The 21,246-nt window shown below is 68.3% G+C and carries 20 protein-coding genes and 1 tRNA gene; 4 read left to right on the top strand and 17 right to left on the bottom strand.

From position 1 onward, the window contains the following. Window positions 1-15: 15 nt before the first annotated feature. The 17 genes from FJX73_07290 to lipB all read right to left on the bottom strand — a co-directional run bounded on the left by FJX73_07290 (window position 16) and on the right by lipB (window position 17,074). Window positions 16-645: a hypothetical protein gene (locus FJX73_07290; GenBank protein MBM3470579.1), complete on the bottom strand. Its 630-nt coding sequence runs from the start codon at window positions 643-645 to the stop codon at window positions 16-18. A 28-nt stretch (window positions 646-673) separates the two neighbouring features. Further along, window positions 674-1,324 carry a sigma-70 family RNA polymerase sigma factor gene (locus FJX73_07285; GenBank protein MBM3470578.1) on the bottom strand — a complete coding sequence of 217 codons (651 nt, stop codon included), beginning with the start codon at window positions 1,322-1,324 and terminating at the stop codon, window positions 674-676. 78 nt (window positions 1,325-1,402) lie between these two features. Beyond that, on the bottom strand, window positions 1,403-5,797 hold the full coding sequence (locus FJX73_07280) for a DUF748 domain-containing protein (GenBank protein ID MBM3470577.1): 4,395 nt from the start codon (window positions 5,795-5,797) through the stop codon (window positions 1,403-1,405). Between the two features lies 1 nt (window position 5,798). Next, complete coding sequence (locus FJX73_07275) at window positions 5,799-7,598, bottom strand: hypothetical protein (GenBank protein MBM3470576.1); 1,800 nt, start codon at window positions 7,596-7,598, stop codon at window positions 5,799-5,801. Window positions 7,599-7,694: 96 nt separating this feature from the next. Further along, window positions 7,695-8,006, bottom strand: a complete 312-nt coding sequence (locus tag FJX73_07270; GenBank protein ID MBM3470575.1) for a hypothetical protein — start codon at window positions 8,004-8,006, stop codon at window positions 7,695-7,697. Between the two features lie 41 nt (window positions 8,007-8,047). Next, complete coding sequence (locus tag FJX73_07265) at window positions 8,048-9,199, bottom strand: UDP-N-acetylglucosamine 2-epimerase (non-hydrolyzing) (protein MBM3470574.1); 1,152 nt, start codon at window positions 9,197-9,199, stop codon at window positions 8,048-8,050. Beyond that, the gene (locus tag FJX73_07260; GenBank protein ID MBM3470573.1) at window positions 9,196-10,296 is read right to left on the bottom strand and encodes an undecaprenyl/decaprenyl-phosphate alpha-N-acetylglucosaminyl 1-phosphate transferase; all 1,101 of its coding nucleotides are present in this window, start codon (window positions 10,294-10,296) and stop codon (window positions 9,196-9,198) included. The genes FJX73_07265 and FJX73_07260 overlap by 4 nt, the downstream gene beginning before the upstream one ends. A gap of 9 nt (window positions 10,297-10,305) precedes the next feature. Beyond that, complete coding sequence (locus FJX73_07255) at window positions 10,306-11,259, bottom strand: ribose-phosphate pyrophosphokinase (GenBank protein MBM3470572.1); 954 nt, start codon at window positions 11,257-11,259, stop codon at window positions 10,306-10,308. Beyond that, the gene (gene glmU / locus FJX73_07250; GenBank protein MBM3470571.1) at window positions 11,246-12,697 is read right to left on the bottom strand and encodes a UDP-N-acetylglucosamine diphosphorylase/glucosamine-1-phosphate N-acetyltransferase; all 1,452 of its coding nucleotides are present in this window, start codon (window positions 12,695-12,697) and stop codon (window positions 11,246-11,248) included. Before glmU ends, FJX73_07255 begins: the two co-directional genes overlap by 14 nt. Before the next feature lie 436 nt (window positions 12,698-13,133). Next, window positions 13,134-13,207, bottom strand: a tRNA-Gln gene (locus FJX73_07245). Between the two features lie 50 nt (window positions 13,208-13,257). Further along, complete coding sequence (locus FJX73_07240) at window positions 13,258-13,638, bottom strand: RidA family protein (GenBank protein ID MBM3470570.1); 381 nt, start codon at window positions 13,636-13,638, stop codon at window positions 13,258-13,260. Between the two features lie 73 nt (window positions 13,639-13,711). After that, entirely contained in the window at window positions 13,712-13,948 is a 237-nt protein-coding gene (locus FJX73_07235; GenBank protein MBM3470569.1) for a mycothiol system anti-sigma-R factor, read from the bottom strand. Next, window positions 13,945-14,586 carry a sigma-70 family RNA polymerase sigma factor gene (locus tag FJX73_07230; protein MBM3470568.1) on the bottom strand — a complete coding sequence of 214 codons (642 nt, stop codon included), beginning with the start codon at window positions 14,584-14,586 and terminating at the stop codon, window positions 13,945-13,947. Before FJX73_07230 ends, FJX73_07235 begins: the two co-directional genes overlap by 4 nt. Window positions 14,587-14,643: 57 nt before the next feature. Further along, window positions 14,644-15,132: an Rrf2 family transcriptional regulator gene (locus FJX73_07225; GenBank protein ID MBM3470567.1), complete on the bottom strand. Its 489-nt coding sequence runs from the start codon at window positions 15,130-15,132 to the stop codon at window positions 14,644-14,646. After that, a complete protein-coding gene (locus FJX73_07220) occupies window positions 15,072-15,488 on the bottom strand; it encodes a M67 family metallopeptidase (protein ID MBM3470566.1) in 417 nt (138 codons plus the stop codon). Before FJX73_07220 ends, FJX73_07225 begins: the two co-directional genes overlap by 61 nt. 32 nt (window positions 15,489-15,520) lie before the next feature. Then, window positions 15,521-16,369, bottom strand: a complete 849-nt coding sequence (locus FJX73_07215) for a hypothetical protein (protein ID MBM3470565.1) — start codon at window positions 16,367-16,369, stop codon at window positions 15,521-15,523. Window positions 16,370-16,378: 9 nt separating this feature from the next. After that, entirely contained in the window at window positions 16,379-17,074 is a 696-nt protein-coding gene (lipB, locus tag FJX73_07210) for a lipoyl(octanoyl) transferase LipB (GenBank protein MBM3470564.1), read from the bottom strand. Between lipB and FJX73_07205 the strand changes: the two genes are divergently transcribed. The 4 genes from FJX73_07205 to FJX73_07190 all read left to right on the top strand — a co-directional run bounded on the left by FJX73_07205 (window position 17,073) and on the right by FJX73_07190 (window position 21,229). Then, a complete protein-coding gene (locus FJX73_07205; GenBank protein ID MBM3470563.1) occupies window positions 17,073-17,900 on the top strand; it encodes a metal-dependent transcriptional regulator in 828 nt (275 codons plus the stop codon). The genes lipB and FJX73_07205 overlap by 2 nt on opposite strands. Window positions 17,901-18,169: 269 nt before the next feature. Next, entirely contained in the window at window positions 18,170-19,354 is a 1,185-nt protein-coding gene (locus tag FJX73_07200) for an ABC transporter substrate-binding protein (protein ID MBM3470562.1), read from the top strand. After that, entirely contained in the window at window positions 19,351-20,286 is a 936-nt protein-coding gene (locus FJX73_07195) for an ABC transporter ATP-binding protein (GenBank protein ID MBM3470561.1), read from the top strand. Before FJX73_07200 ends, FJX73_07195 begins: the two co-directional genes overlap by 4 nt. Further along, on the top strand, window positions 20,276-21,229 hold the full coding sequence (locus FJX73_07190; protein MBM3470560.1) for an ABC transporter permease: 954 nt from the start codon (window positions 20,276-20,278) through the stop codon (window positions 21,227-21,229). Before FJX73_07195 ends, FJX73_07190 begins: the two co-directional genes overlap by 11 nt. Window positions 21,230-21,246: the final 17 nt, after the last annotated feature.

Below are 21,246 nucleotides of genomic sequence, written 5' to 3'. Positions count from 1 at the left end.
GTCCGTGGGTACCGGCTAGTGGCCGGCCGACCGGCGCAGCGAGCGTTCTGCGGCCAGGACCAACTCAATCATGTCGGCCTCGCTCAACAGCGCGGGCGGCGGGGCCGTGGAACCAGCTGTCACTGCCGTCGCAGGAGAAGGCAGCGGCGGGCCCGCTGGCACGTGCCGGGCGGCAGGCCGGCTAGGGGCGGTCGCGGGCGCCGCCTGCGGCGCAGCACCCTTCGTTATCGTCACGGGCACCCGGACGATTATCGTCCTGGTAACCGTCTTCTCTGCCGCGGGCGGTGGAACCGTCACCAGGTCCAGCATGGCGCCCGTGCCTCCTGAGAGGAAGACAACCGGCGGTGCCTGGCCGCTGTGCACGTCCGTCGGGCCAGCGGTGCGCGGAACGACCAGGAAGATGAGCGTGGCTGCGGAGAGCACGGTCATCCCTGCGGCGATCCAGCCCGACAGCGCGCGCCTGTCCGGCCGGAGCCGCGCGGCCGGCCCGCCGGCCTCGCGTGCGAGACGGACCTCGGCCGCGGCCAGCACCAGGGTGAGCAATCCTCGCTCACGGTGGCCGTCCTCTACCTGCTGCCGCGCCCGGGCCAGCCAGTTCTCTGCGAAGGATATACGCTCGGTGAGTCCCTTGTTATCCTGCTCCATACCTGCTCCCCCCAGCCGCGTGGCAATCCTAATATCCCGGTGCGCGTTGCGGCTGGTGCATGGCCTCCGGCCCCAGCACCGTGCGCAGGTGTTCCAGGGCCTGCTTCTGCAGTCGGTAGAAGTGGGAAAGGCTGATCCGCAGCTCGCGCGCAATGTGTCGCGGCTCCCTGGCGTTCACCACGGCATCCAGCACCCTGCGCTCTCGCGGCGGGAGCGCTTCGATCGCTGCCAGGACGCGGGCAACCACCGTGCGGTCTTCGACAACGGCCAGCGCCAGGGCGGCGTCGGGATCGGCCAGGCGTGCCAGGGGATAGGGCTCATCGGCGGCCGCCAGCACCTGGTCCAGCGAGACCTCGATCCGGACGCGATCCAGCGCGTTGAGCGCCCGGCCCCTGATGCGATAGGAGGCGAAGGTCGAGAACCGGACCCCTCGATCGGGATCGAATCGCTCCACGGCCTCTATCAGCCCCACGGCTCCTTCCTGGATCAGGTCCATGAGCAACGGTTCGGGGGGACGAAGCAGCATGACCACCTTGAAGACGAGGGGCTGATAGGCCTCGATCAGGCGGAGCCGGCTCGCGGCGTCGCCGCGGACCCTGAAGGCCTCCCAGTGCTCGGCCTCCTCGGAGGGGGTCAGCAGCGCAACCTTCTGCAGTTCCCGCAGGTAGTCAGAGAACACGGCCGGATTGCCCTCCGCCGGAGCCAAGCCCCAGCGATTGGAGCGTTCGACCCGCGGTCCCGATTTCCTGTAGGAGGACTAGAAGCGGGTGGCGTACCAGAAGATCGCGTCCCAGTGGCCGGCCGAGTCCGAGCGCAGGGCGAACTGCCAGGCGCGACTGAATCGGTACTCCAGGGCCCACAGCCACCGCGTGCGCTCTTCAAAGGTAGTCTGTGCGGTGAGGTACAGGTTGGGTAGCAGCCGCTTCCCTGCGCGTAGCGTCAGCGGTCGCTCGAAGTCGTACTCGATGACGAGTTCGGTCAGACCGACCGCGCGGCCCAGCGCAAGACTTACCCGTCCAAACAGCAGCCGGCCGATTTCCGCCCGGAGCGCGCCCTCCACGTCTCCCTCGATGAGGCGCGTGAAACCGGCCTGCTGGGCAAGCAGGGCCACGATCTCGGCGCGGGGTCGTTCCGGATCGGAGTGCAGGTCGAGGGTCAATCCGTCAGGCGCGGTTCCGCGAACGCCCAGCGTGATGTGCGTCGCCCCTGCCTGCGTATCAGCGCGGGCCGAGATGACCGGGCGGAGTCCCATGTGCGGCTGAAACGTGGCCGTTCCTTCCCTCAGACTGAACACGGCGCCCAGCGCGGCCACGGTCCCCTCCTGGGCATGAACGGTGCCCTCGAGCATGGGGTTGCGCAGCGTCCCTGTGAGCAACAGCGAGCCCCCGGGCACGATGTCGAACTTGAGGCCACCGATGTTGACGGCAAGACCGCGACCGGCATCGAACTGCAGGCCGCGAAATGCCAGCGGCAGGCGCGGGGCGATCGGGGGACCGGCGGCCGAGGTTATGCTTACGGTTCCCTCTGAGACGGTCAACCGGCCCTCTGCCGTGGGCGGACGGCGCGCGTCACCAAGCGTTCCCCAAAGGCGCACCGATCCCGACGCGCGGGCGTCCACGTATGGAGGGACCGCAACCCGCGCACCAGACGCGTGCAGCACAAGTGGTGCATCCTCGGAAACCGCGAGCACCGGCCTGGTGGAGGAAACGCCCAGGATCCGTGCGGCTCCCTCCAGGCGCACGGTGCCATCGCCCAGGCGTGCCGTTCCCTCGGCCACGCGGACGGTGGTCTCGTCGAACTGCAGCGCAAGGCGCAGCGATTCGACCGGTGCCTGCATGCCGCGCAGGCGCAGCCGGCCGTCCTGGACGCGCACGCCGCCGGCCAGCCGCGGAGCGCCCACAGTTCCACCGATACGGACCTCGCCCTCTACGGCTCCGGTTCCTTCTTCCACGAAATCGGTAGCCAATCGGAGCAGTCCGAGGTTGACATCGGCCAGCCCCAGACGGAGGTCCACGGGCCTGCGCTCATCGAAGCGCCCCAGGGCAGGGTTGAAGGGCAGGCTGCCCGATAGTCGTAGCTTGTGCCCGCTCTGCACGAGAAGCGCCTGCTGCACCTGAAGCAGCCCCTCACGGTAGTAGGCGTTCGCCACGAGGGAGTCGAACGTGGCACCCTCCACGCCGCCGCGGGCGATCTCCAGCGCAAACCCTATCTCGGGCGTGGCCAGTGTGCCTCCCAACTGCATCGTGAAGTCGAGGCGGCCGGTCAGTGGCCTGCGCAGGCGCAGAACCGGCCGGAGGAAGTCCAACTCGAGATCGGTGCCGCTCAACTCAATCTGGTTCTCGCCGCGCAGGTTCAACCGCCCTGCGGCGGCGATCCTCCCGCGCCCGGACCGCAACTCGAACTCCCGCACCGTCAGGAAACCGTCGCTCAGGACCAGATCGGCCCCTCCGCCCTCGATTGTGTGGGTGCCGAGTTTGCCTGATGCCATCCTGAGATCCAGGCGGGCAGTGGGGTTCGCCATCGGTCCGTCCAGGTCGGCGGATCCCGAGACGGTACCGTCCAGCGGAAAGGCAAGTCGCACACCGGCCAGGCCCAGCAGCGTCGAGAGCCGGCCATCCGCCACCGTCGCGGACAGCGTGGCGCCGGGGATCGAACCAGTCCTTATCTCGCCCGTGACCTCATACCGCTCGCTCCGGGCGCGCAGAACCAGCGGCTGCACGCGCAGAGTGCCGGCCTTCCATCTCATCTCCCCAGAGGTCTGATCGAATCGCGTGCCGTTCAACACAAGATCCGGTGACGTGAAGGTTAGGGCCACTGCGGGCGATGCCGGAAGCCCGGTGATCCGGCCGACGGCGTCGAACCGGCCTTCCATCGGCGCGGTGTTGGAAGCGGGCAGGGTAAGGTCGGCGAGATCCAGCCGGCGGGCCGCCAGGTCAAACGCCAGACCGCTGCGCCGATGGTAGACACCCGAGAAGCTGACCTCGGAATCCCGCCGCCGGAGCAGTCCGCCGGTCACGACCAGGCGTGTACCATCCCACTGGAAGGAGGCAGACGCCTGGTCTGCAATCTGCCCTCCTGCCTCGACCTCGCGCAGCGCCACCGTGCCCGCGGCAGAGGGCCGCGCCAGGGGGCCCTCGATCCGGGCACTGCCGTCAGCCAGGCCGCCCACAGGCATGGACAGGGCCATCGCCTTGCCCAGCGCGGCCGCCGGTGCCCGCTCCACCTCAACGTCCAGCGCCAGGGTCGCGACCGGGCGCCAGGTCAGCGAACCCGCGGCGCGGAGGTGCGCGCGGCCCGAGCGCACGGCCAGGCCGTCCAGGCGGATACCGCTCTGCCTGAGGGTCACACCTCCCCGGGCGACATCGAAATCCAGCCCTGCAAAGGCGCCCTCTCGTACTAGGACCGTGCCGGCCAGTTCGGGATCCCGGAGCGATCCAAGCACCCGACCCGCGAAGTCGGCGCGACCGGAAAGGCCTTCGCGGGCGAGTGAAGGCGGCAGCTGAGAGAGCTCGACCGCCCCGGCCCGTGCCTCCAGCGCAATGTCGCCGCCCGGACGCAGGTATCCGCTGGCGATTGCCCAGGCCTCTCCGCGGCCGAGGCGCAGGTGCTCCAGCGCGATGCCGCCTGAACCCGAGCGGAAGGAGGCCTCGAGTGAGTCGAGCGTGACATCGCCGGCGGCGGCGCCCACAAGAAAGGCGCGCCCGGCGAGCGTGAGGCCCCTTCCCCCACCCACCGCGGCGATGCTGCCACCAATGCGCCCGCGAAGCCCGGAAGGGACCGCGGGAACCCAGCGCGGCAGGATCGCCGCGTCCGCGCCCTCCAGGCGCGCCGCGAGCGAGAACTCGGGCGCGCCGACCGCCCACCAGGCGCTGCCGCGCGCCGTGCCTCCTGCGACATCGCCGCGGGCATTGACAAGACTCAGCCACTGGTTCTGCAGAGTGAACTCAGTTGACGCACCGCTGAGCGGCAGGGCATCGAGCCGCGCCCTCGCCATCTCGATGCGTCCTTCCGCCCGCAGAGCGCGGAACGGCCCGCTCACGCGGACCTCGCCCGCGGCGATGCCGGCGAGACGGTGAGGAGCGCGGGGGTAGAGCAACCTTCCCAGCGTGGTCATCTCAGCGGCGGCGGACCGCACTACCAGATCAAGATACGGCTCTCCGTTGAAGCTGGCCTCGCCGCTCACCTCCAGCGGGACCCCGTCAATGGCTCCCCGGAGAAGCGGACTTCGGATACGCCCGCTGCTCATCTCTATCTCGCCCAGCACGCCACTGACCACCGCGCGCCGCGATGGCACGTCGGCGCGTCCGTCGCGCACCGCGATGCGGCCGTAGTAGTCGGTGAACGATCGTACGCCCGTCCGCGTCCACAGCAGGTGCAGCGACCCGCCGAACCGCCCGCCGGTTATGCGGATGTCCCTCCCCGGCATCAGGTAGGGCCCCCAGGCGCCGGCATCCCCATCGGAGGCCTCCAGATCGAGATCCAGGGTGCGCGAGGAGGTGGTGTAGGTGCCCTGCAACCTTCCCGGGGACCGATTGCCTCCTCGTTCCTCCTGGAACGATGCCCGCAGCGCGATGCGTGGCGCCCCGGCGAAGTCAGCGGATCCGTTGACGCCCGCCATCCGCGTCCGGAAGACCTCCGGCGCCACGCGGCGGCGATCCACGAACTCCACCGTCCCATTGCGTACGATGACCCGGCCCACGAACGCGGGGGCGCCGGGCGGACCGGCTATGCGTCCAAGAGCAGGCGGGATGTTCCAGGCCCCTGAGGCGTCACGCTCAAGCGCCAGAACGGGCTCATCCAGAATCACCTGCTCGATGCTGCGCGCGATCCCGCTCCGGCGGGCAAGGGCACGGACCAGGGCCTGCGTGTCGAAGGCAAGCGTTGCCCTGCGTGCGGTGAGCAGCGGGCGTCTGGAATCCGGAGGCCCGGGCAGGCTGACCGCCTCCAGGACCACACCCTGCCAGGGGTCGCCACGGATGCCGCCGATGGCGATATCGCTCCCCAGGCCTGCGCCCAGCGCCGCGACCGCCATCTCCCGCGCCCGGTGCCGCAGGGCTTCCAGTGCCCATGCCGATGCACCGCAGAAGACCAGGACTGCCACCAACACCGCAACCCAGGAGGCAGAACGGTTCGTGCTCTTGCGGGTCCGCATCTCAGCGGATCAGAATCGGTATCCGCTCGGACCCCTGGATCACCCAGTCGGTCCTGATGAACCTGGCCGCTGGCACGTCGAAACGAGTGAACTCGGTCTGGGTGGCCGGCAGCCCGTACGGCAGGACCCGGACCAGGATGTCGGTGTTTCTCCCGAAGCCCTCGAAGAACCTGAGCGCGTTCTCCAAGGTGTCCACGCCCCAGGGCTCGGGCTCGGCGCCAAGCGCCTGTCCCAGCTGGACTTCCAGGGGTACCCTCGCGGAATCCATGCCGGCCGAGCGCACCGCGACCACCGCCGGCCCCCGTGGGAAGTCGCGCGGGATCGGGACCTCGATGAGCCGCGTCACGCGGCTATCGGCCAGGTAGGGCTGGAGGACGACGCGGACCAGCAGCGTGCCTCCGGGGCTGACCTCACGGGAAGCGGCCTCGGCCTCCACGATCGAGGCGGTCACGCGCCTGCGGGTGAGCGATGTCTCCACGGTGAGATCGTACGGATCCAGCCGGCGCAGATCGTTGTAGAACGCCAGCTCCATCGCGTCCACTATGTCGAGCACTGATGCCACGGCCACGTCGCGGGTACTGTAGAACATGTTCTCCCGAACGATCGGCGAGGGCAGGCCCTTGGCCCGAAGCGTCAGCTTGACGGTCGCGGTTCCTTCCCCGCCGCCCTGGCTGCGCGCCCTCTCCGTGGCGGAGAGTGCCGCCAGTGGGGCGAGCAGCCGCGCCATGTCGCGCCGGCGGATCATCTGCGCGCCAAGCTGGACGCGCGAGCCCGTGTCCATGTCCGTCACGATCACGCGCAGGTTGAACAGCCGCGGCAGCGGCCCGAGCGAGCCGGCGACCGCGCCGCCCCGGTCCTGGTCTATGAGCCCGATCATCGCGCCCAGGTTCCCGACCTTGAACGGGCGCGGCAGGGCGCGCAGGACCGTCAGGATCTCCGACGCCGTGAGGATGTACTCAACATCGCCCAGGTTGTCCCAGGGATGGCCGCAGACCAGCACGCGGTTGCCGATGCGCGCTGTAACGGAGCAGATGCCACCGAAGTCAACGTCCCCGCGGATCTGCTGTATCCCAACCGAGCTGCCCGGCGCGATGGGCGCGGCCACGAAGTCGCCGCGGCCGCCATGTCCCTGCAGGATCTCGTGACCCATCGGTTGGATCAGGTCAGCCAGGATGCGGGCGGCACGCGGGCTCAGCCCCCGCGCGAAGGTGGCCACCGCAGGGGTGGCTACCGCGATGCCGGCGCGGCCTGCCGCCTCGTAGCGGCGCGCCAGCCCCGGGGTGGGCGCAACCAGCACGCGGTCCACGGCGCGGCCGCCGATCGTCAGCGTGCGCGAGGCGTGGTACACGCGTGGCCGCTGGCCGCTGGGACGGCGGCGTTCCAGGACCTTGAGCATCTCCTCGATCGGGGTGGCCAGCGCGATGTCCCGCTTGGGCGACTGCCATGAGAAGGCGGCGCTGAGCGCGCCGATCAACCTGCCGTTGATGTACATCGGGCTGCCGCTCATGCCGGCAGCGGTACCGCCGGTCTTCTCCACGAGCGGTCCGTACATGCGGAACAGGATCAGCTTGTCCGTGCCCACCGGTCCGCCGCCGGACTGCATTATGTCAATGACCTCGAACTGGAACTCCTCGATCCGCTGGCCGTAGATCACGGTCTTGCCCGCGCCCTTCATCCCGGGCCTGATCTCGGCGAGCGGCATGATCGCCGGCGTCTGCGCCGCGGCCCCGACCACGGGCATCGTAACCGCTGGCACGGCCAGGGCGAGCATCACGGCCAGCGCCTTCAACCGATTCCTCACTGCACACCCCCTGTTGCGGGCTCGGCCAAGAAAAACGACGGGGCCCTCCCCCCGTCTCCGGCACGCGGTGTTCTCTCGGCGGGCACGACTCCCCGCTTACTTGGGTTCGATGCGGGCAACAACAGTACCGAGATCTCGAATAACCGTACCAAGTCCGACGAGCATCTCGGCAATGCGGCCGTCCACGGTGGCCCTGGCCGCCACTGCACGACCGGTCTGCGTCCTGACGAACACAAGAGGGTCGCCCTCGCTGACGTTGTCGCCCACCTTGGCCAGTCCCTCGGCCAGTACTTCGCCCCTCAAGGTGGCCTTGACCTCCACCAGCGCCTTGGGGGCCGCGGGGGCCGACATGGGAGCCCACAGCAGCGCGATTCCGACGGCCAGTCCGATCGCGGCAGACGTGCGCATGTTGTCCTCATTATAGCATACGGGCTGCGCACGCCCGGGGTTCACCCGGTGAACTCCTCCGGCGGCTGCGCGGTGCGACCGAACCAGTACCGCATCGCGTCCACGATCCGCGACGCGGCCCGCCCGTCCCCGTACGGGTTGCGGGCGTGGGCCATCGCCTCCCGCGCAGATGGGTCGGCCAGCAACCTGCCGGCACGGGACGCTATCCGCTCGCGCGAGGTGCCGACCAGCTCCACGGTTCCGGCCTGGATGCCCTCGGGCCGCTCGGTGACCTCGCGCAGCACCATCACGGGCGTGCCCAGCGAGGGCGCTTCTTCCTGCACGCCGCCCGAATCCGAGAGGATCAGGTAGGCCCGCGCCATCAGCCGGACGAACGGGGCGTAGTCAGGAGGTTCGATGAGGTGTGCCCTCGGGTGTCCGCCCAGTATCTCCTCGGCCGCGCGGCGCACGGCGGGATTGCGGTGCACGGAGAAGACAACCACGATGTCGGGAAAGCGGTCCAGCAGGTCGAGCAACGCCAGGTAGATCTGCCTGAGCGGCTCGCCCCAGTTCTCGCGGCGGTGCGTGGTTACCAGGACAACGCGCCGGCCATCCAGCAGGGGCAGGCCCGGCGGCAGATCGGTCTCGGGACGCCGGACGATCTCCGCGAGCGCGTCAATGACCGTGTTGCCGGTGATCCAGACGCGGTCCGCCGGGATCCCTTCCCGCAGCAGGTGTGCCCGGGCCTGGGCGGTGGGCGCGAAGTGCAGGTCGGCCAGCGCGGATGTCAGGCGGCGGTTCATCTCCTCTGGAAACGGTTGGTACTTGTCTCCGGTGCGCAGCCCGGCCTCAACGTGCCCCACCGGGATGCGATGATAGAACGCGGCCATCGCCCCCAGCATCGTCGAGGAGGCGTCGCCCTGTACGAGCACCATCGCCGGGCGAAACTCTTCGAGGACCGGATCGAGCCCCCCCAGCGCCCGGACGCTGATGTCAAAGAGGGACTGCTCCGGCAGCATGATGTCCAGGTCGCGATCAGGCCTGATATCAAACAGCCGCAGCACCTGATCGAGCATCTCCCGGTGCTGCGCGGTCACCACCACGATCGGCTCGAACTCGTCGCTCGCGCGCAGGCGGGCAATCACGGGTGCCATCTTCACGGCCTCGGGCCGGGTCCCGAAGACCGTCATGATCCGCAGCCGGCCTGAACTCATCGGGTCAGCAGGCCCATACGGCGGGCACCGATCAGAAGGATCAACGCGATGACGCCCAGCGTGGCAATCGAGCCGGTTCTGTTCACGCCGGCCAGCGCCAGGGCACCCAGGCCGAGTACCGCGCTGACCATGTAGAGCAGGAAGACCGTCTGTCGCTGCGTCAGCCCCCGATCCAGCAGCCGGTGGTGAAGATGCCCGCGATCGGGAAGGTATATGGGCCGGCCGCTTCGGAGGCGCCGGAAGATGGCAAAGGCGGTGTCCACGATCGGCACGCCCAGCGCCAGAATCGGCACCGCCAGCGATAGCGCGGTGTAGGACTTGTAAAGGCCCATCACCGAGAGTCCCCCGAGGACGTAGCCGAGGAACATTGAGCCCGAGTCGCCCATGAAGATGCGGGCGGGGTTGAAGTTGTGCCGAAGGAACCCGACCGAGCTCCCCACCAGCGCCGCGGCCAGCGAGATCGCAACAACGTCGCGCTTGTGCGCCGCGGTGAGCAGCAGCGTCGTCCCGGCGATCGCCACGATGCCGGCGGCCAGGCCGTCCACGCCGTCTATGAAGTTGATGATGTTGACCACGGCGACCACCCACACCACCGTCAGCACGGCGCCCCATGGCCCCAGTACGATCATCTTGCCGGTAAGCGGGTTCGACAGGAACTGGGTGGTGAGCCCGAAGGGTATCAGCACCGAGGCCGCGGCCAGCATCGCCAGGAACTTCAGCGCAGGGTGCATGCCTCGCAGGTCGTCGTAGACCCCGACGGCCATGAGAAACGTGCCGCCCAGCATGATGCCGAGGATCGCTCGGTCCGTGTGCGCGGCAATGGGAATCCGGATGAAGAGCTCGGAGCCGGTCCCCACGAGTTCGATGGGCCGGGTCACGAACATGGCCACGACAGCGGCGGCGGTGAAACCGAGGAAGATCGCCACGCCGCCCAGTCGCGGCGTCGGCCGTGTGTTGATCCGGCGGCCGCCCGGGTAGTCAATCGCGCCGAGGCGCCGCGCCATCCGGCGTACGACGGGCGCGAGAGCGTTGGTCGCCGCCAGCGCCACCAGCCCAACGGCAAGGAACCCTGGGATGGACCACCCTATCTCCGGCACACGGTTCTCCTACCGGGCAGCGGGCTCGCCAAAGAGCGTGCTGACCGAACGGTCCTCGTGAATCCGCGTGATCGCCTCGGCGAGCATGGGGGCTATGGACACGACGCGCACCTTGTCTATCCGCTTCGAGACCGAGACCGGCACGGTATTCGTGACGACCAGTTCCCGGATCGGGCTCGCGGCCAGGCGGTCCACGGCCGGGCCCGATAGGATCGGGTGGGAGCAGCAGGCGTACACCTCTTCTACCCCTCGACCGATCAGCGCCGAGGCGGCTACCACCAGCGTGCCGGCGGTATCCACGATGTCGTCCACCACGATCGCGGTCCGGCGGTAGACCTTGCCGATGACGTGGGTGATCTCCTTGACCTGGTTGGGCTTGTCCCGCCGCTTGTCAATGATCGCGATGGGTGCTCCCATCTCGGCGGCGAACTCGCGGGCTCGGCCGGTGCCTCCGATGTCGGGCGAGACAACGACCACGTTCTTGAGCTTCTTCTCCTTGAAGTAGGCGGCAAGCAGCATCCGGGACGGCAGGTGGTCGAGCGGGATGTCGAAGAACCCCCAGATCTGCCCAGTGTGGAGATCTACTGCCAGGATGCGATCCGCGCCCGAGGCGGTCAGCAGGTTGGCGACCAGCTTCGAGGTGATCGGCTCGCGCGGTCTGGTCTTGCGGTCCTGTCGCGCGTACCCGAGATAGGGAATGACCGCCGTGACCCGACCGGCCGACGCGCGCCGCAGGGCGTCGAGGATCACCAGCAGCTCGACCAGGTGCTCGTTGACCGGCGGGCTCATCGGCTGGATCACGAAGACGTCCGCGCCCCTTACGCTCTCGACGATGCGCACGCTGACTTCACCGTCGGCAAATCGGTAGGTCTCCATCTCGCCGAGCGGGAGGCCCAGGTGCTCGGCGATCTCCTCGGCAAGCCCTGGGTTGGCGGAGCCGCTGAAGACCTTAAGGCGCATCATTCTGGCCGGCTTGCTCCGTATTCTTGTCGGCCTGCTCGGTGTTTTGGCCGGCCTGCTCCGTGATCGCCGCGGCCGCAGGCACCTCGGGCACGGGCCTCCGCCTGATGACCCGGGCGGGCATTCCAACGGCCACACCTCCCGGCGGCACTTCGCGCCGGACCACGGATCCCGCGCCTGTCACCGCGGCGCGTCCCACCCGAACGGGCGCGATCAGCATCGTGTCGCTTCCGATGAACGCTTCGTCCTCTATGATTGTGTGGTGCTTCGTGCGCCCGTCGTAGTTGCACGTAACTGTCCCTGCGCCGATGTTGACCCCGGCGCCGACGGTGGCGTCGCCTATGTAGCTCATGTGGTGCACCTTCGTGCGGTCGCCGATCGTGGCGTTCTTGATCTCCGCGAAGTTGCCCACCTCGACGAACCGGCCCAGACGCACCCCGGGCCGCAGGTGACTGTAGGGGCCGATGCGGCTGCCCTCGCCGACCACCCCGGCGGTAACGGTGGAGTAGACGATGGTCACACCGTTGCCGACCCCTGCGTCGGCCAGGCGGGCTCCTGGGCCAATGGTGCAGGCCTCACCGATCGTCGTGCGTCCCTCGAGAACAGTCCCGGGGTGGAGCACGGTGTCGCGACCCACGCGCACTCCGGCGTGCACGTACGTCGTCTGGGGATCCGTGATCGTCACCCCAGAAGCCATCAGCGCGTCAAGCAGCGCCGCGCGCATCGCGGCCTCGGCCCGGGCCAGATCGGCGCGGCTGTTGATCCCGGTGGCCTCCTGGCTGGAGGCCACGACGACCGCGGCAACGGTGTGGCCGCCCTCCAACAGGGATGTGACCGCATCGGTCAGGTAGTACTCGCCCTGCGCGTTGGCCGGCTGCAGGGCGCGCAGGGAATCCCTCAGGGCGCCGCACTCGATGGCGTACATCCCGGCGTTGATCTCGCGAACCTCGCGCTCCTGCGGTGAAGCGTCGGCCTCCTCGACGATGCGCCGCACGTTGCCGCTCGCGTCGCGCAGCACCCTGCCGTAGCCGGAGGGATCGTCGCGCAGATCTGTGAGGATCGTCGCGGAGGCGCCTTGAGACCGGTGGTGCGCCAGCAGGGTCTCGATCGTCTCGGGACGGAGAAAAGGCACGTCGCCGTAGACGACCAGCACGGTGCCGACGTACCCCTCCAGGTGGGGCAGCGCCTGCATGACGGCGTGCCCCGTGCCCAGTTGTTCCTCCTGCACGGCATAGCGCAGGCCCTCGCCCATCGCCGCGCGCACCGCTCCCCCTTCGTGCCCGATGACCACGATGGGGGCTGAGACGCCCACGGCTGCCAGGGTGTCCAGCACGTACGCCAGCATTGGCCGTCCACAGATTGGATGAAGCACTTTGGGAAGGGCGGAGACCATCCGCTTGCCCTTCCCCGCGGCCAGCACGACCGCTTCGATCTCACGCATACCGGCACTCCACCGCAGCGGGCTGTCTGCTTGGGGATTCTTGGCCGTGGGGAGGATTCCTCTGCTCCGGGGATGCCTCTGGCTGGAGATCATGGACGACCTTCGAACAGCCTTCTTGCGGGACCTTTGCCTATCGAAACGATCAGGACTTCCTTGACCTCTCCAGCCACTCAAGCCGGACGCCGTAGTCGTCTACTCGCCCAATCGTATTGTCGAGCTTTCGCTCGATTCGGTCGAGACGAACGCCATGATCTTTGAGTTCGGTCTCAATGCTATTAAGCCGATGGCCATGCTCGCCGAGGTGCTCTCGCGCCACTCGAAAGCCCTCGCGCATCTCTTCCTGGAGGGCGTGAATCCCGTTCGCCACCATAGTTGCGAGCTGATCGATCGTTGTTCGCTTCCTCGCCGACGCGAGACAGATGACCTATTGGAACGCTGGCTGGGGGGCCAGGAATCGAACCTGAATTTGCGGTTCCAAAGACCGCCGGCTTGCCGTTAGCCGACCCCCCAGCGCAGAAGCCTCACAAGGCAATCTTACCCGAAAACCCTGCCCGCCGCGCCTACGCCAGCGCGATCGCCTCGATCTCCACCAGCGCGTCCCGCGGCAGCTTGGCCACCGCCACCGTCGAGCGGGCCGGGGGCAACTCCCGGAAGAAGCTGGCGTACTCCTCGTTCATGGGCCCGAAATCGTTCATGTCCTTGAGAAAGACCGTGGTCTTGACAACGCGGTCGGGAGACGACCCGGCCGCCTCCAGGACCGCCGCGAGGTTCTGGAGCACCCTGCGGGTCTGGGTCTTGATGTCGCCTCCTAGGAACTGCCCTGTCCCGGGATCGAGCGCGATCTGGCCCGAAAGGTAGAGCATTCCTGAAACACGGATGGCCTGCGAGTACGGGCCGATGGGCATCGGTGCGCCGTCGCTGCGGATGACTTCCTTGGGCATGGAACCCTCCTGAATGTGGGGATCGTCTGTCAGGGTGTTCGAGAAACCTGGGGCGATCCCCTGGCAGGTACGCCTACTGGGAACCGCTCAAGAGGCGGTCGAGCGCGGCGCGCAGCGCAAGCGGGGCCCGCTCGTCACGGCACTTCGCCTGGATCACCGCCCGCAGCCGCCGCTCGAAATCGGCGTGGTTGCGGCAGTGCAGGCAGGCCTCGATGTGGGCCTCCAGCTCGCGACAAGACGCCTCATCGGTCTCGCCGTCCAGGAAGGCCCAGAGGCGCTCAAGGACCACGTTGCAGTCTACTTCGCTCATGGCGGCACCACGGATTGCGAGCCGATCTCGTCGCGCGCATATCCGGCCCTACGCGCGTAGTCCCACAGCAACCGCTGCAGGTGGCGGCGTCCCCTGTACAACCGCGACATCACCGTACCCACCGGTATGCCCAGTATCTCAGCGATCTCCTTGTACGAGAACTCCTCCAGGTCGGCCAGGATAACCGCGGCCCGAAACGGCTCAGGAACCTGCTCCAGGGCTTCCTTCACGTCGGCGTCCATCACGTGTGAGAGCAGGATCTCCTCGGGATCGCCCGCCTTGCGGTACTCCTCGCTCTCCTGGGCCTTGGCGTACAGGTAGAAGTCGCCGATGTCCTCCTGGTCCACCTCCTCGGGAAGGCGCGAGGACCGGCGGTAGCCGTCTATGTACGCGTTCATCAGGATCTTGTAGAGCCAGGCGCGGGCGTTGGTGCCGGCCTGGAAAGTCCGGAACGAGCGCCAGGCCTTCAGGAAGGTGTCCTGGACCAGGTCCTCGGCGGCGGTGCGGTTGCGCGTCAGCCTCAGCGCGGAGCTGTACAGGCCGTCGAGATGCCCGCCGACGAGCGCCTCGAACCGCGCGCGGTCCTCATCCGACACCGCCACATAGGGAGGATCAGGAGTCACAAGCACGGCACCCATTGGCTCCCTCCGGCTAACGGAGGGGCGTGGTCGAACATTCCCTGCCCGATGACCCGGCTACTTCCGCGCTACGGGCTGGCGCAGACCGTCCGCCCGCAGGTCCGCCAGTGTCAACCGGTCCAACACGCTCTCCGCGGCGCCCCGAACCGCGCGCCAGACTGGCTGCAGGACGCAATCAGAAGCATACTCGCAACCAGGGGCATCTTCCTCCACGCACCACCAGGGGGCGGTGGTTCCTTCCAGGACCGCGAACACCTCGCGCAGAGTTATCTGCTCCGGCGGGCGCGAGAGCGCGTGACCTCCCGAGGGCCCCCGCTTGCTTACAACCAGCCCTGCCCCGCGCAGGGCCGTCATCAGTTGGTGGAGATACGGCTCCGGCAGTCTCTGCCGCGTGGCGATGTCCTGGCTGTGAATCGGACCGCGGCCGTAATGGGCGGCCAACTCAATCAGGGCCCGGATGCCGTACTCGGCCCGCGCGGAAACCTTCACAACGCCACCGTCAGTTCCTCTTCGGCAATGACGCCACCCTGTATCCTGAACGCGCACACCTCGACTTCGGCCGCCGGCGCGTCCGCCGAGGGGAGCGACACTATGAGATACGCCGCCTCGGGGTAGAATGCCTGCGCGATGTCGGTCTGGGAAGGGTAGGCCGGCGACCGCGGGTGCGAATGGTAGATTCCCAGCAATTCCAACCCCAGCACGTCCATCTCCCTGAAGAACCGGAATTGCTCTTGGGGATCAAAGCGGTAGGTGAACGGGCTGCGCTCCACGTTCGTCCCCAAGAAGACGCGCTCGACGCGGCTGCCCCGGCCTGCGACCAGACCGCAGCACTCGTTGGGGTACTGTTGGCGCGCGTGGTACACGATGGCCACCGCCTGCGCCAAGCCGATCTCAAGAGCCATCGGACCGTTCGTGGCCATCCCTGCCGGCGCGGTCACTCGTCGTAGAGGACCGTGGGCTCGGGGTAGTGGCGCACGCGGTGCTCCAGGAGCCGCGCGTGGACAAGCGCGTCGAGCAGCGCCTGCTTTTCAGCCGCGGGCTGCTCCGCGCGCAGCAGCGCCAGGTCGAGGTTCACCCGCAGCGCGCGCTGCGGCACCACGTGGCGGCTGATGCCGGTGGGAAGCTTCACCGGGAGGCGGGCGATCGCGCCGATGTCCTGCTTGGTGAAGCGCGGGAAGAGCACCAGCGCCGCTGCCCGGCCGTACTCGCGGGCGAGGTCGCCCAGGTCCGAGCCCTGGACGCGGAAGATCGGCACGCGCCCCTTGTAGCGAGCCACCACCCCGGCCAGCGCCCTGATCCGGTCGGCCAACTCGCCGCCCGAGGGAAGACCGAAGGCACGGTCCGCACCCAGGACCCCGCAGGCCAGATCTCCGTGCTCGAGCCCGGCACGCATCGCCTCTTCCTGCATCGGCCGCCATGCAAGGGAGGGCGATCCTTCACCCCTGATCAACACGCCGTCGTCCTGAAGCAGGTGCGACCAGACCTCGAGCACAACGTTGGGATCGGCGTAGTCCACTACCTGGACGAGCTGATCCGGGAACCCGGCCTGCTGGAGCGCGGTTACGCGGTTGGCCCCGTCAAGAACGACGTAGGCGCCGCCGTCCAGTTGCGCGACAATCGGGGGGTTGCGCAGCACGCCGTCGGCGATGAGCACGCGCGCCAGCCGCTCCACGCGGCCGGGGTCGCACTCCTCGTGCAGCAGCAGCGACGCCGAGGGAACGATGTGCAGGTCGGGCAACGAGGGACCCTGTGAGGCCAGGGACGGCCGGGAGGCATTTGACATGGTACGATCCTACACCAGCGCGCGGGCCTGTTCCAGGTCTGCGGCCGTGACCTGGACAAGGTCTATGCCAAACGCCCGGCTGAACTGCTCGGAATAGACCCGGCGCACTCCGGCGATATCCACCGGGCGCCCCAGGACCGCGCTCATCGAGGTCACCGGGCGGTCCAGCCCGCAGGCGTTGATCAGCGAGAACCCGCCGAGCCCGGTGGTGACGTTGAGGGCGAAGCCGTGCATGGTCACCCGGCGCTGAACAGCCACCCCCAGCGCGCATATCTTGGCGCCGGCAACCCAGACCCCGGGAAGGCCTGGTTCGCGGCCCGCCGCTATCCCGAATGCCCCCAGCGTGTCAATGATCGTCGCCTCCAGCGCCCTGACGTAGCGCACGATATCCTCGTTCACCAGCCGCAGGTCCACGATCGGGTAGCCGACGAGCTGCCCTGGGCCGTGGTAGGTAGCGCTGCCGCCGCGCTCTATCCTGAACAGCTCGATGCCGGCCGACAGCATTTCCTCGCGTGTAGCGCGGAGGTGCTCCGCCTTTCCGCTGCGGCCGAGCGTCACCACCGGCGGATGCTCCAGCAGCACCAGCACGTCCGGGATCTCGCCGTGCTGGCGCGCGGCCACCAGGTACTTCTGCAGCGCCCAGGCCTCGGCGAAGGGCACCTGGTTTCCGCCCAGGTCGAGCAGCCAGCCGCGCGCCGCCTTCATGATACGCGAAGCGTACCAGAGCCGCGGCGGTGCAACAAGGGATGGCCTTCCCGGCGTGGAGGGCATGCAGGGATTTGGCCGGCTGGACGCGCAAAGTACCTTATCAGGGTCGCAGCAGGGAGATCTGCCGATGACCGTCCACGACATCTCCAAGACCGAGCGGACCGAGATGTACCTCAAGGCGGTCTACACCCTGGCGCAGACCGCGCCACCGGTCACGATCTCGAAGGTGGCCGAGTACATGGCCGTTTCTCCGCCGGCATCCTACGAGATGCTGAAGCGGCTGGAGGCACAGGGGCTCCTGCACTCCGTAACAGGGGAGGGGCACATCCTGACCAGGAAGGGGATGCAGACCGCCACCCGGGTGGTACGGCGGCTGCGTCTTGCCGAGCGCCTGCTCTCGGACGTCTTGAAGATAGAACTGCCCCGGGTCTACGCCGAGGCGTGCAAGCTCGAGCACGTGATCAGCCCGGAGGTCGAAGCGCGCATGGCAGTCGTGCTAGGCAATCCTGCCATCTGCCCGCATGGCCTGCCGATCCCGGGCGACAGCGCGCCGCCGGTCCAGTCCCTGGTCACCGTTGCCCAGCTGGATGTGGGGGATCACGCCGTGCTGGTCTGTATCCCGGAGGAGGATGAGCCGTTCGTGACCCACCTGGTGGACCTGGGTCTGGTTCCGGGCACGACCCTTGTGGTAAGGGAGACGACCGCGCTGGGCGGACCGATCACCCTGCAGGTCGGGAGCCAGGTCCGGGCCCTGGGCCTGGAGATGGCCAGGCGGCTCTTCGTACGCCGGGAGCGTAACGAACCCCAGGCGCCACGGACGTGAGAGAGCAGGGAGAGAGCCGCCCGCCACGATAGCCGGGCGGTCCGGGCGGAGGGGACGGCAGGGGCGCTGCCGCGGCGTCTTCGAGATGGCCGTCCCCTCCGGGGTTTCGAGCGGATCAGCGAACCCGCAGGATGCGGACCACGACATCCGCGCGGGTCGGTGGCATCTCCCCCCTTGCAATAAGCCGGAAGAAACCGGAAAATACACAACCGGATACTGCTCCGGCGGGCCACTGGCCCGCGACGTTCGAGATCCACGGAGGTGTGTAGATGCCACGCATGTTGATCCTGATCCTGACCGCGGGGCTCGCGCTGTCCCTGTGCGCCCCGGGCGCCGCGGTCGCCGGTCCCAGCCCTGAACCAACCCCTGGATACCGGGGGCTAGGGCTCTCGACGCCATATCCCAGCCAGACCGTGCGGGCCGGCGAGCCGGTCACGCTCGCGCTCACCGTCAAGAACTACGGGCTGCCACCGCAGGTCGTAACGCTGGCTGTGACCAAGGGCATGCCGGGTTGGAAGGTCAGTTTCCTCGGCGCCGGCCGCACCGTGACCGCGGTGGCGGTTGGAACCGACCAGGAGGCGTCGCTGAGCGTCCGGCTTGACCCGCCACCAGGCGCCAGGGCCGGAACGTACAGGTTCTTGCTGACCGCGCAAGGGCAGGGGGTTGCGGCGGAGTTGCCGCTGGCCCTCACGCTGGGCCAGGTCCTGCCGGGCCGCCTCGAGCTCCAGGCCGAACTCCCTGTGCTCCGGGGTCCGGGGACGTCCAGCTTCAGGTACCGGCTGACGATAAAGAACGAGAGCGAAAAGGACATGCTGGTCAGTCTCGAGGCGCAGATGCCTAAGGGCTTCCAGGTGGCGTTCACGCCTGCTTTCGGCAGCCAGCAGGTGACCAGTCTTCCGGTCAAGGCCGGTGAGTCGCGCGACCTCGACGCGGAGGTAACTCTTCCCCAGGACGTTTCTGCGGGGACGCACGCGCTGAGCATCCGGGCCATCAGCGGCGAGGCCAGGGCAGAGGTCAAGCTCACCATAGAGGTTACCGGCCGTCCAGATCTCTCGATCACTACGCCCGAGGGACGGCTGTCCGGGCGGGCATACGCCGGACGGGACACCCCGATAAAGGTGGTCGTCAAGAACCGGGGCACATCTCCTGCGCGTGGGGTCGAGGTTTCCTCTTATGAGCCGACCGGGTGGTCGGTCAAGTTCGATCCGTCGCGGATCGAGGAGATCGCGCCCAAGGGTGAAGTGCAGGTGACGGCAACCGTACGGCCTTCGTCCAAGGCGATCGCAGGCGACTACATGCTGACGCTGCGGGCCACTGCCGGCGACTCGTCGTCGTCGGCCGACTTTCGCGTCACGGTGTTCACCTCGACGCTGTGGGGCATCGTGGGCGTCATCGTCATCGCGGTCGCCCTGGGCGTCGTCAGCCTGGTGGTTTCGCGCTACGGTCGGAGATGAGCACGGTTATCGAGACGCAGGGGTTGACCAAGCGCTACGGCCCGATCGTGGCCGTCGAGTCGCTGAACCTTCGCCTGCAGACCGGTGAGGTCTTCGGCCTGCTGGGCCCGAACGGCTCGGGCAAGACAACGACCATCCTGATGCTGCTGGGCCTGACAGAGCCGACCTCCGGATCGGCCCGGGTGCTGGGAGAAGACCCCCTGCGCAATCCCCTGGAGGTGAAGCGACGGGTCGGCTACATGCCTGACTCGGTCGGATTCTACGACGAGTTGACCGCGCGCGATAACCTCAGGTACACCGCGCGTCTCAACGGGATCCCCCGGCCCGAGGCCGAGGCGCGAATTGACGAGGCGCTCTCCGGCGCAGGGCTCTCGGAAGTGGCGGACCGGCCGGTGGCGACATACTCGCGCGGCATGCGCCAGCGGCTGGGGCTGACCGAGGTGCTCATGAAACGGCCTCAGGTGGCGATCCTGGACGAGCCCACGATGGGCCTCGATCCCGAGGCCGCCGGTGAGTTCCTTGTAATGATCCGGGGGTTGAAGGCGCGGGGCATCACGGTACTCCTGTCCTCACACCTGCTCCAACAGGTGCAGGCGGTCTGCGATCGGGTCGGTCTCTTCCACAAGGGACGGCTGGTCCTCGAGGGCAGCGTGGACGCGCTGAGCGAGCGGGTGCTGGGCGGCGCGTTTCGAATCGCCGTGGAGGCCACGGGCGACGGCCTGGAGCGGCTGCTCGGCGGGATCCCCGGCGTGGTGCGCGTTGCGCAGGAGCGCCCGGGCGCCTGCCTTGTGGAAGCCCAGCACGACTGCCGCGCCGAGGTGGCCCGCCGGGTTGTGGCCGGGGGCGGCCAACTCCTCGGGTTGAGCCTGGAACGCGCCACGCTGGACGACGTCTATGCCCGTTACTTCCAGGAGGCCCGCCATGAAGCGTAGAGGCTCGCCCTGGACCGGCCTGGGGGCCATTGTACTCAAAGAGCTGGCCGACCACCTGACCAGCGTCCGGATGCGGCTGCTGGAAGGCCTGATCCTCCTGACCGCGATCGGCACGGTGTTCGCGGCCACGCAGACACTGCGTCAGACCATCGGGGAGGACCCCTTCCTCTACCTGAAGATCCTTACCTCTGCTCAGGACCCACTGCCCTCGTTCGTGGCGTTCATGGGCTTCCTGATCCCTCTCACGGCCATCGCCCTGGCGTTCGACGCGATCAACGGCGAGTACATGCGCCGGACCCTCAGCCGGGTGCTGGCGCAGCCCATCTACCGCGACGCCGTGCTGCTGGGCAAGTTCCTGGCAGGCATCTTCACCCTGGGCATCACACTGCTGGCGCTGTGGCTGCTGGTGACCGGGTTGGGCATCCTGCGGCTGGGCGTGGTGCCGGAGGGCCGCGAGGTGGCGCGTGGACTCGCGTTCATCCTCGCCACCCTGGCCTACGGCGGGGTGTGGCTGGCGCTGGCGATGCTGTTCTCGGTGGTGTTTCGCCAGCCGGCCACCTCGGCCATGGCGACGATCGCCGTCTGGCTGTTCTTCGCGGTGTTCTGGGAGATCCTGGCAGGCCTGTTCTTCAACATCATCAGCGCGACGGCCACCGGTGGACCGGAGACCGAGCTGGCCTTGGCCAACTTCCGCCTGTTCCTGTCGCGGCTCTCGCCCAACACGCTCTACTCGGAGACCGTGCTGGCGCTGCTCAACCCGGACGTGCGCGCGCTGGGTCCTGTCCTGATCACGCAGCTCGAAGGCGCGGTGCGGGGCACGCTCCTGCCGCTCTCCCAGAGTCTGCTGCTGGTCTGGCCCCAGTTCACGGGCATGATCGCCACGGTCATCTTGCTGTTCGCCGGTGCCTACGTGGCGTTCCAGCGGCAGGAGGTAAGGGCCTAGCCTCGGGCGCGTCGCGT

It is taken from the genome of Armatimonadota bacterium (assembly GCA_016869025.1).
Taxonomy (GTDB): Bacteria; Sysuimicrobiota; Sysuimicrobiia; order Sysuimicrobiales; family Humicultoraceae; genus VGFA01.
This window is presented reverse-complemented; position numbering and strand designations above follow the sequence as displayed.

Coding starts and splice junctions, on each gene's coding strand:
- FJX73_07255 (MBM3470572.1), bottom strand. CDS start 11,259: ATGATGCGCCTTAAGGTCTTCAGCGGCTCCGCCAACCCAGGGCTTGCC.
- FJX73_07240 (MBM3470570.1), bottom strand. CDS start 13,638: ATGCCCAAGGAAGTCATCCGCAGCGACGGCGCACCGATGCCCATCGGC.
- lipB (MBM3470564.1), bottom strand. CDS start 17,074: ATGAAGGCGGCGCGCGGCTGGCTGCTCGACCTGGGCGGAAACCAGGTG.
- FJX73_07270 (MBM3470575.1), bottom strand. CDS start 8,006: ATGCGCACGTCTGCCGCGATCGGACTGGCCGTCGGAATCGCGCTGCTG.
- glmU (MBM3470571.1), bottom strand. CDS start 12,697: ATGCGTGAGATCGAAGCGGTCGTGCTGGCCGCGGGGAAGGGCAAGCGG.
- FJX73_07200 (MBM3470562.1), top strand. CDS start 18,170: ATGCCACGCATGTTGATCCTGATCCTGACCGCGGGGCTCGCGCTGTCC.
- FJX73_07195 (MBM3470561.1), top strand. CDS start 19,351: ATGAGCACGGTTATCGAGACGCAGGGGTTGACCAAGCGCTACGGCCCG.
- FJX73_07220 (MBM3470566.1), bottom strand. CDS start 15,488: ATGGCTCTTGAGATCGGCTTGGCGCAGGCGGTGGCCATCGTGTACCAC.
- FJX73_07215 (MBM3470565.1), bottom strand. CDS start 16,369: ATGTCAAATGCCTCCCGGCCGTCCCTGGCCTCACAGGGTCCCTCGTTG.
- FJX73_07190 (MBM3470560.1), top strand. CDS start 20,276: ATGAAGCGTAGAGGCTCGCCCTGGACCGGCCTGGGGGCCATTGTACTC.
- FJX73_07235 (MBM3470569.1), bottom strand. CDS start 13,948: ATGAGCGAAGTAGACTGCAACGTGGTCCTTGAGCGCCTCTGGGCCTTC.
- FJX73_07265 (MBM3470574.1), bottom strand. CDS start 9,199: ATGAGTTCAGGCCGGCTGCGGATCATGACGGTCTTCGGGACCCGGCCC.
- FJX73_07280 (MBM3470577.1), bottom strand. CDS start 5,797: ATGCGGACCCGCAAGAGCACGAACCGTTCTGCCTCCTGGGTTGCGGTG.
- FJX73_07230 (MBM3470568.1), bottom strand. CDS start 14,586: ATGGGTGCCGTGCTTGTGACTCCTGATCCTCCCTATGTGGCGGTGTCG.
- FJX73_07205 (MBM3470563.1), top strand. CDS start 17,073: ATGATACGCGAAGCGTACCAGAGCCGCGGCGGTGCAACAAGGGATGGC.
- FJX73_07290 (MBM3470579.1), bottom strand. CDS start 645: ATGGAGCAGGATAACAAGGGACTCACCGAGCGTATATCCTTCGCAGAG.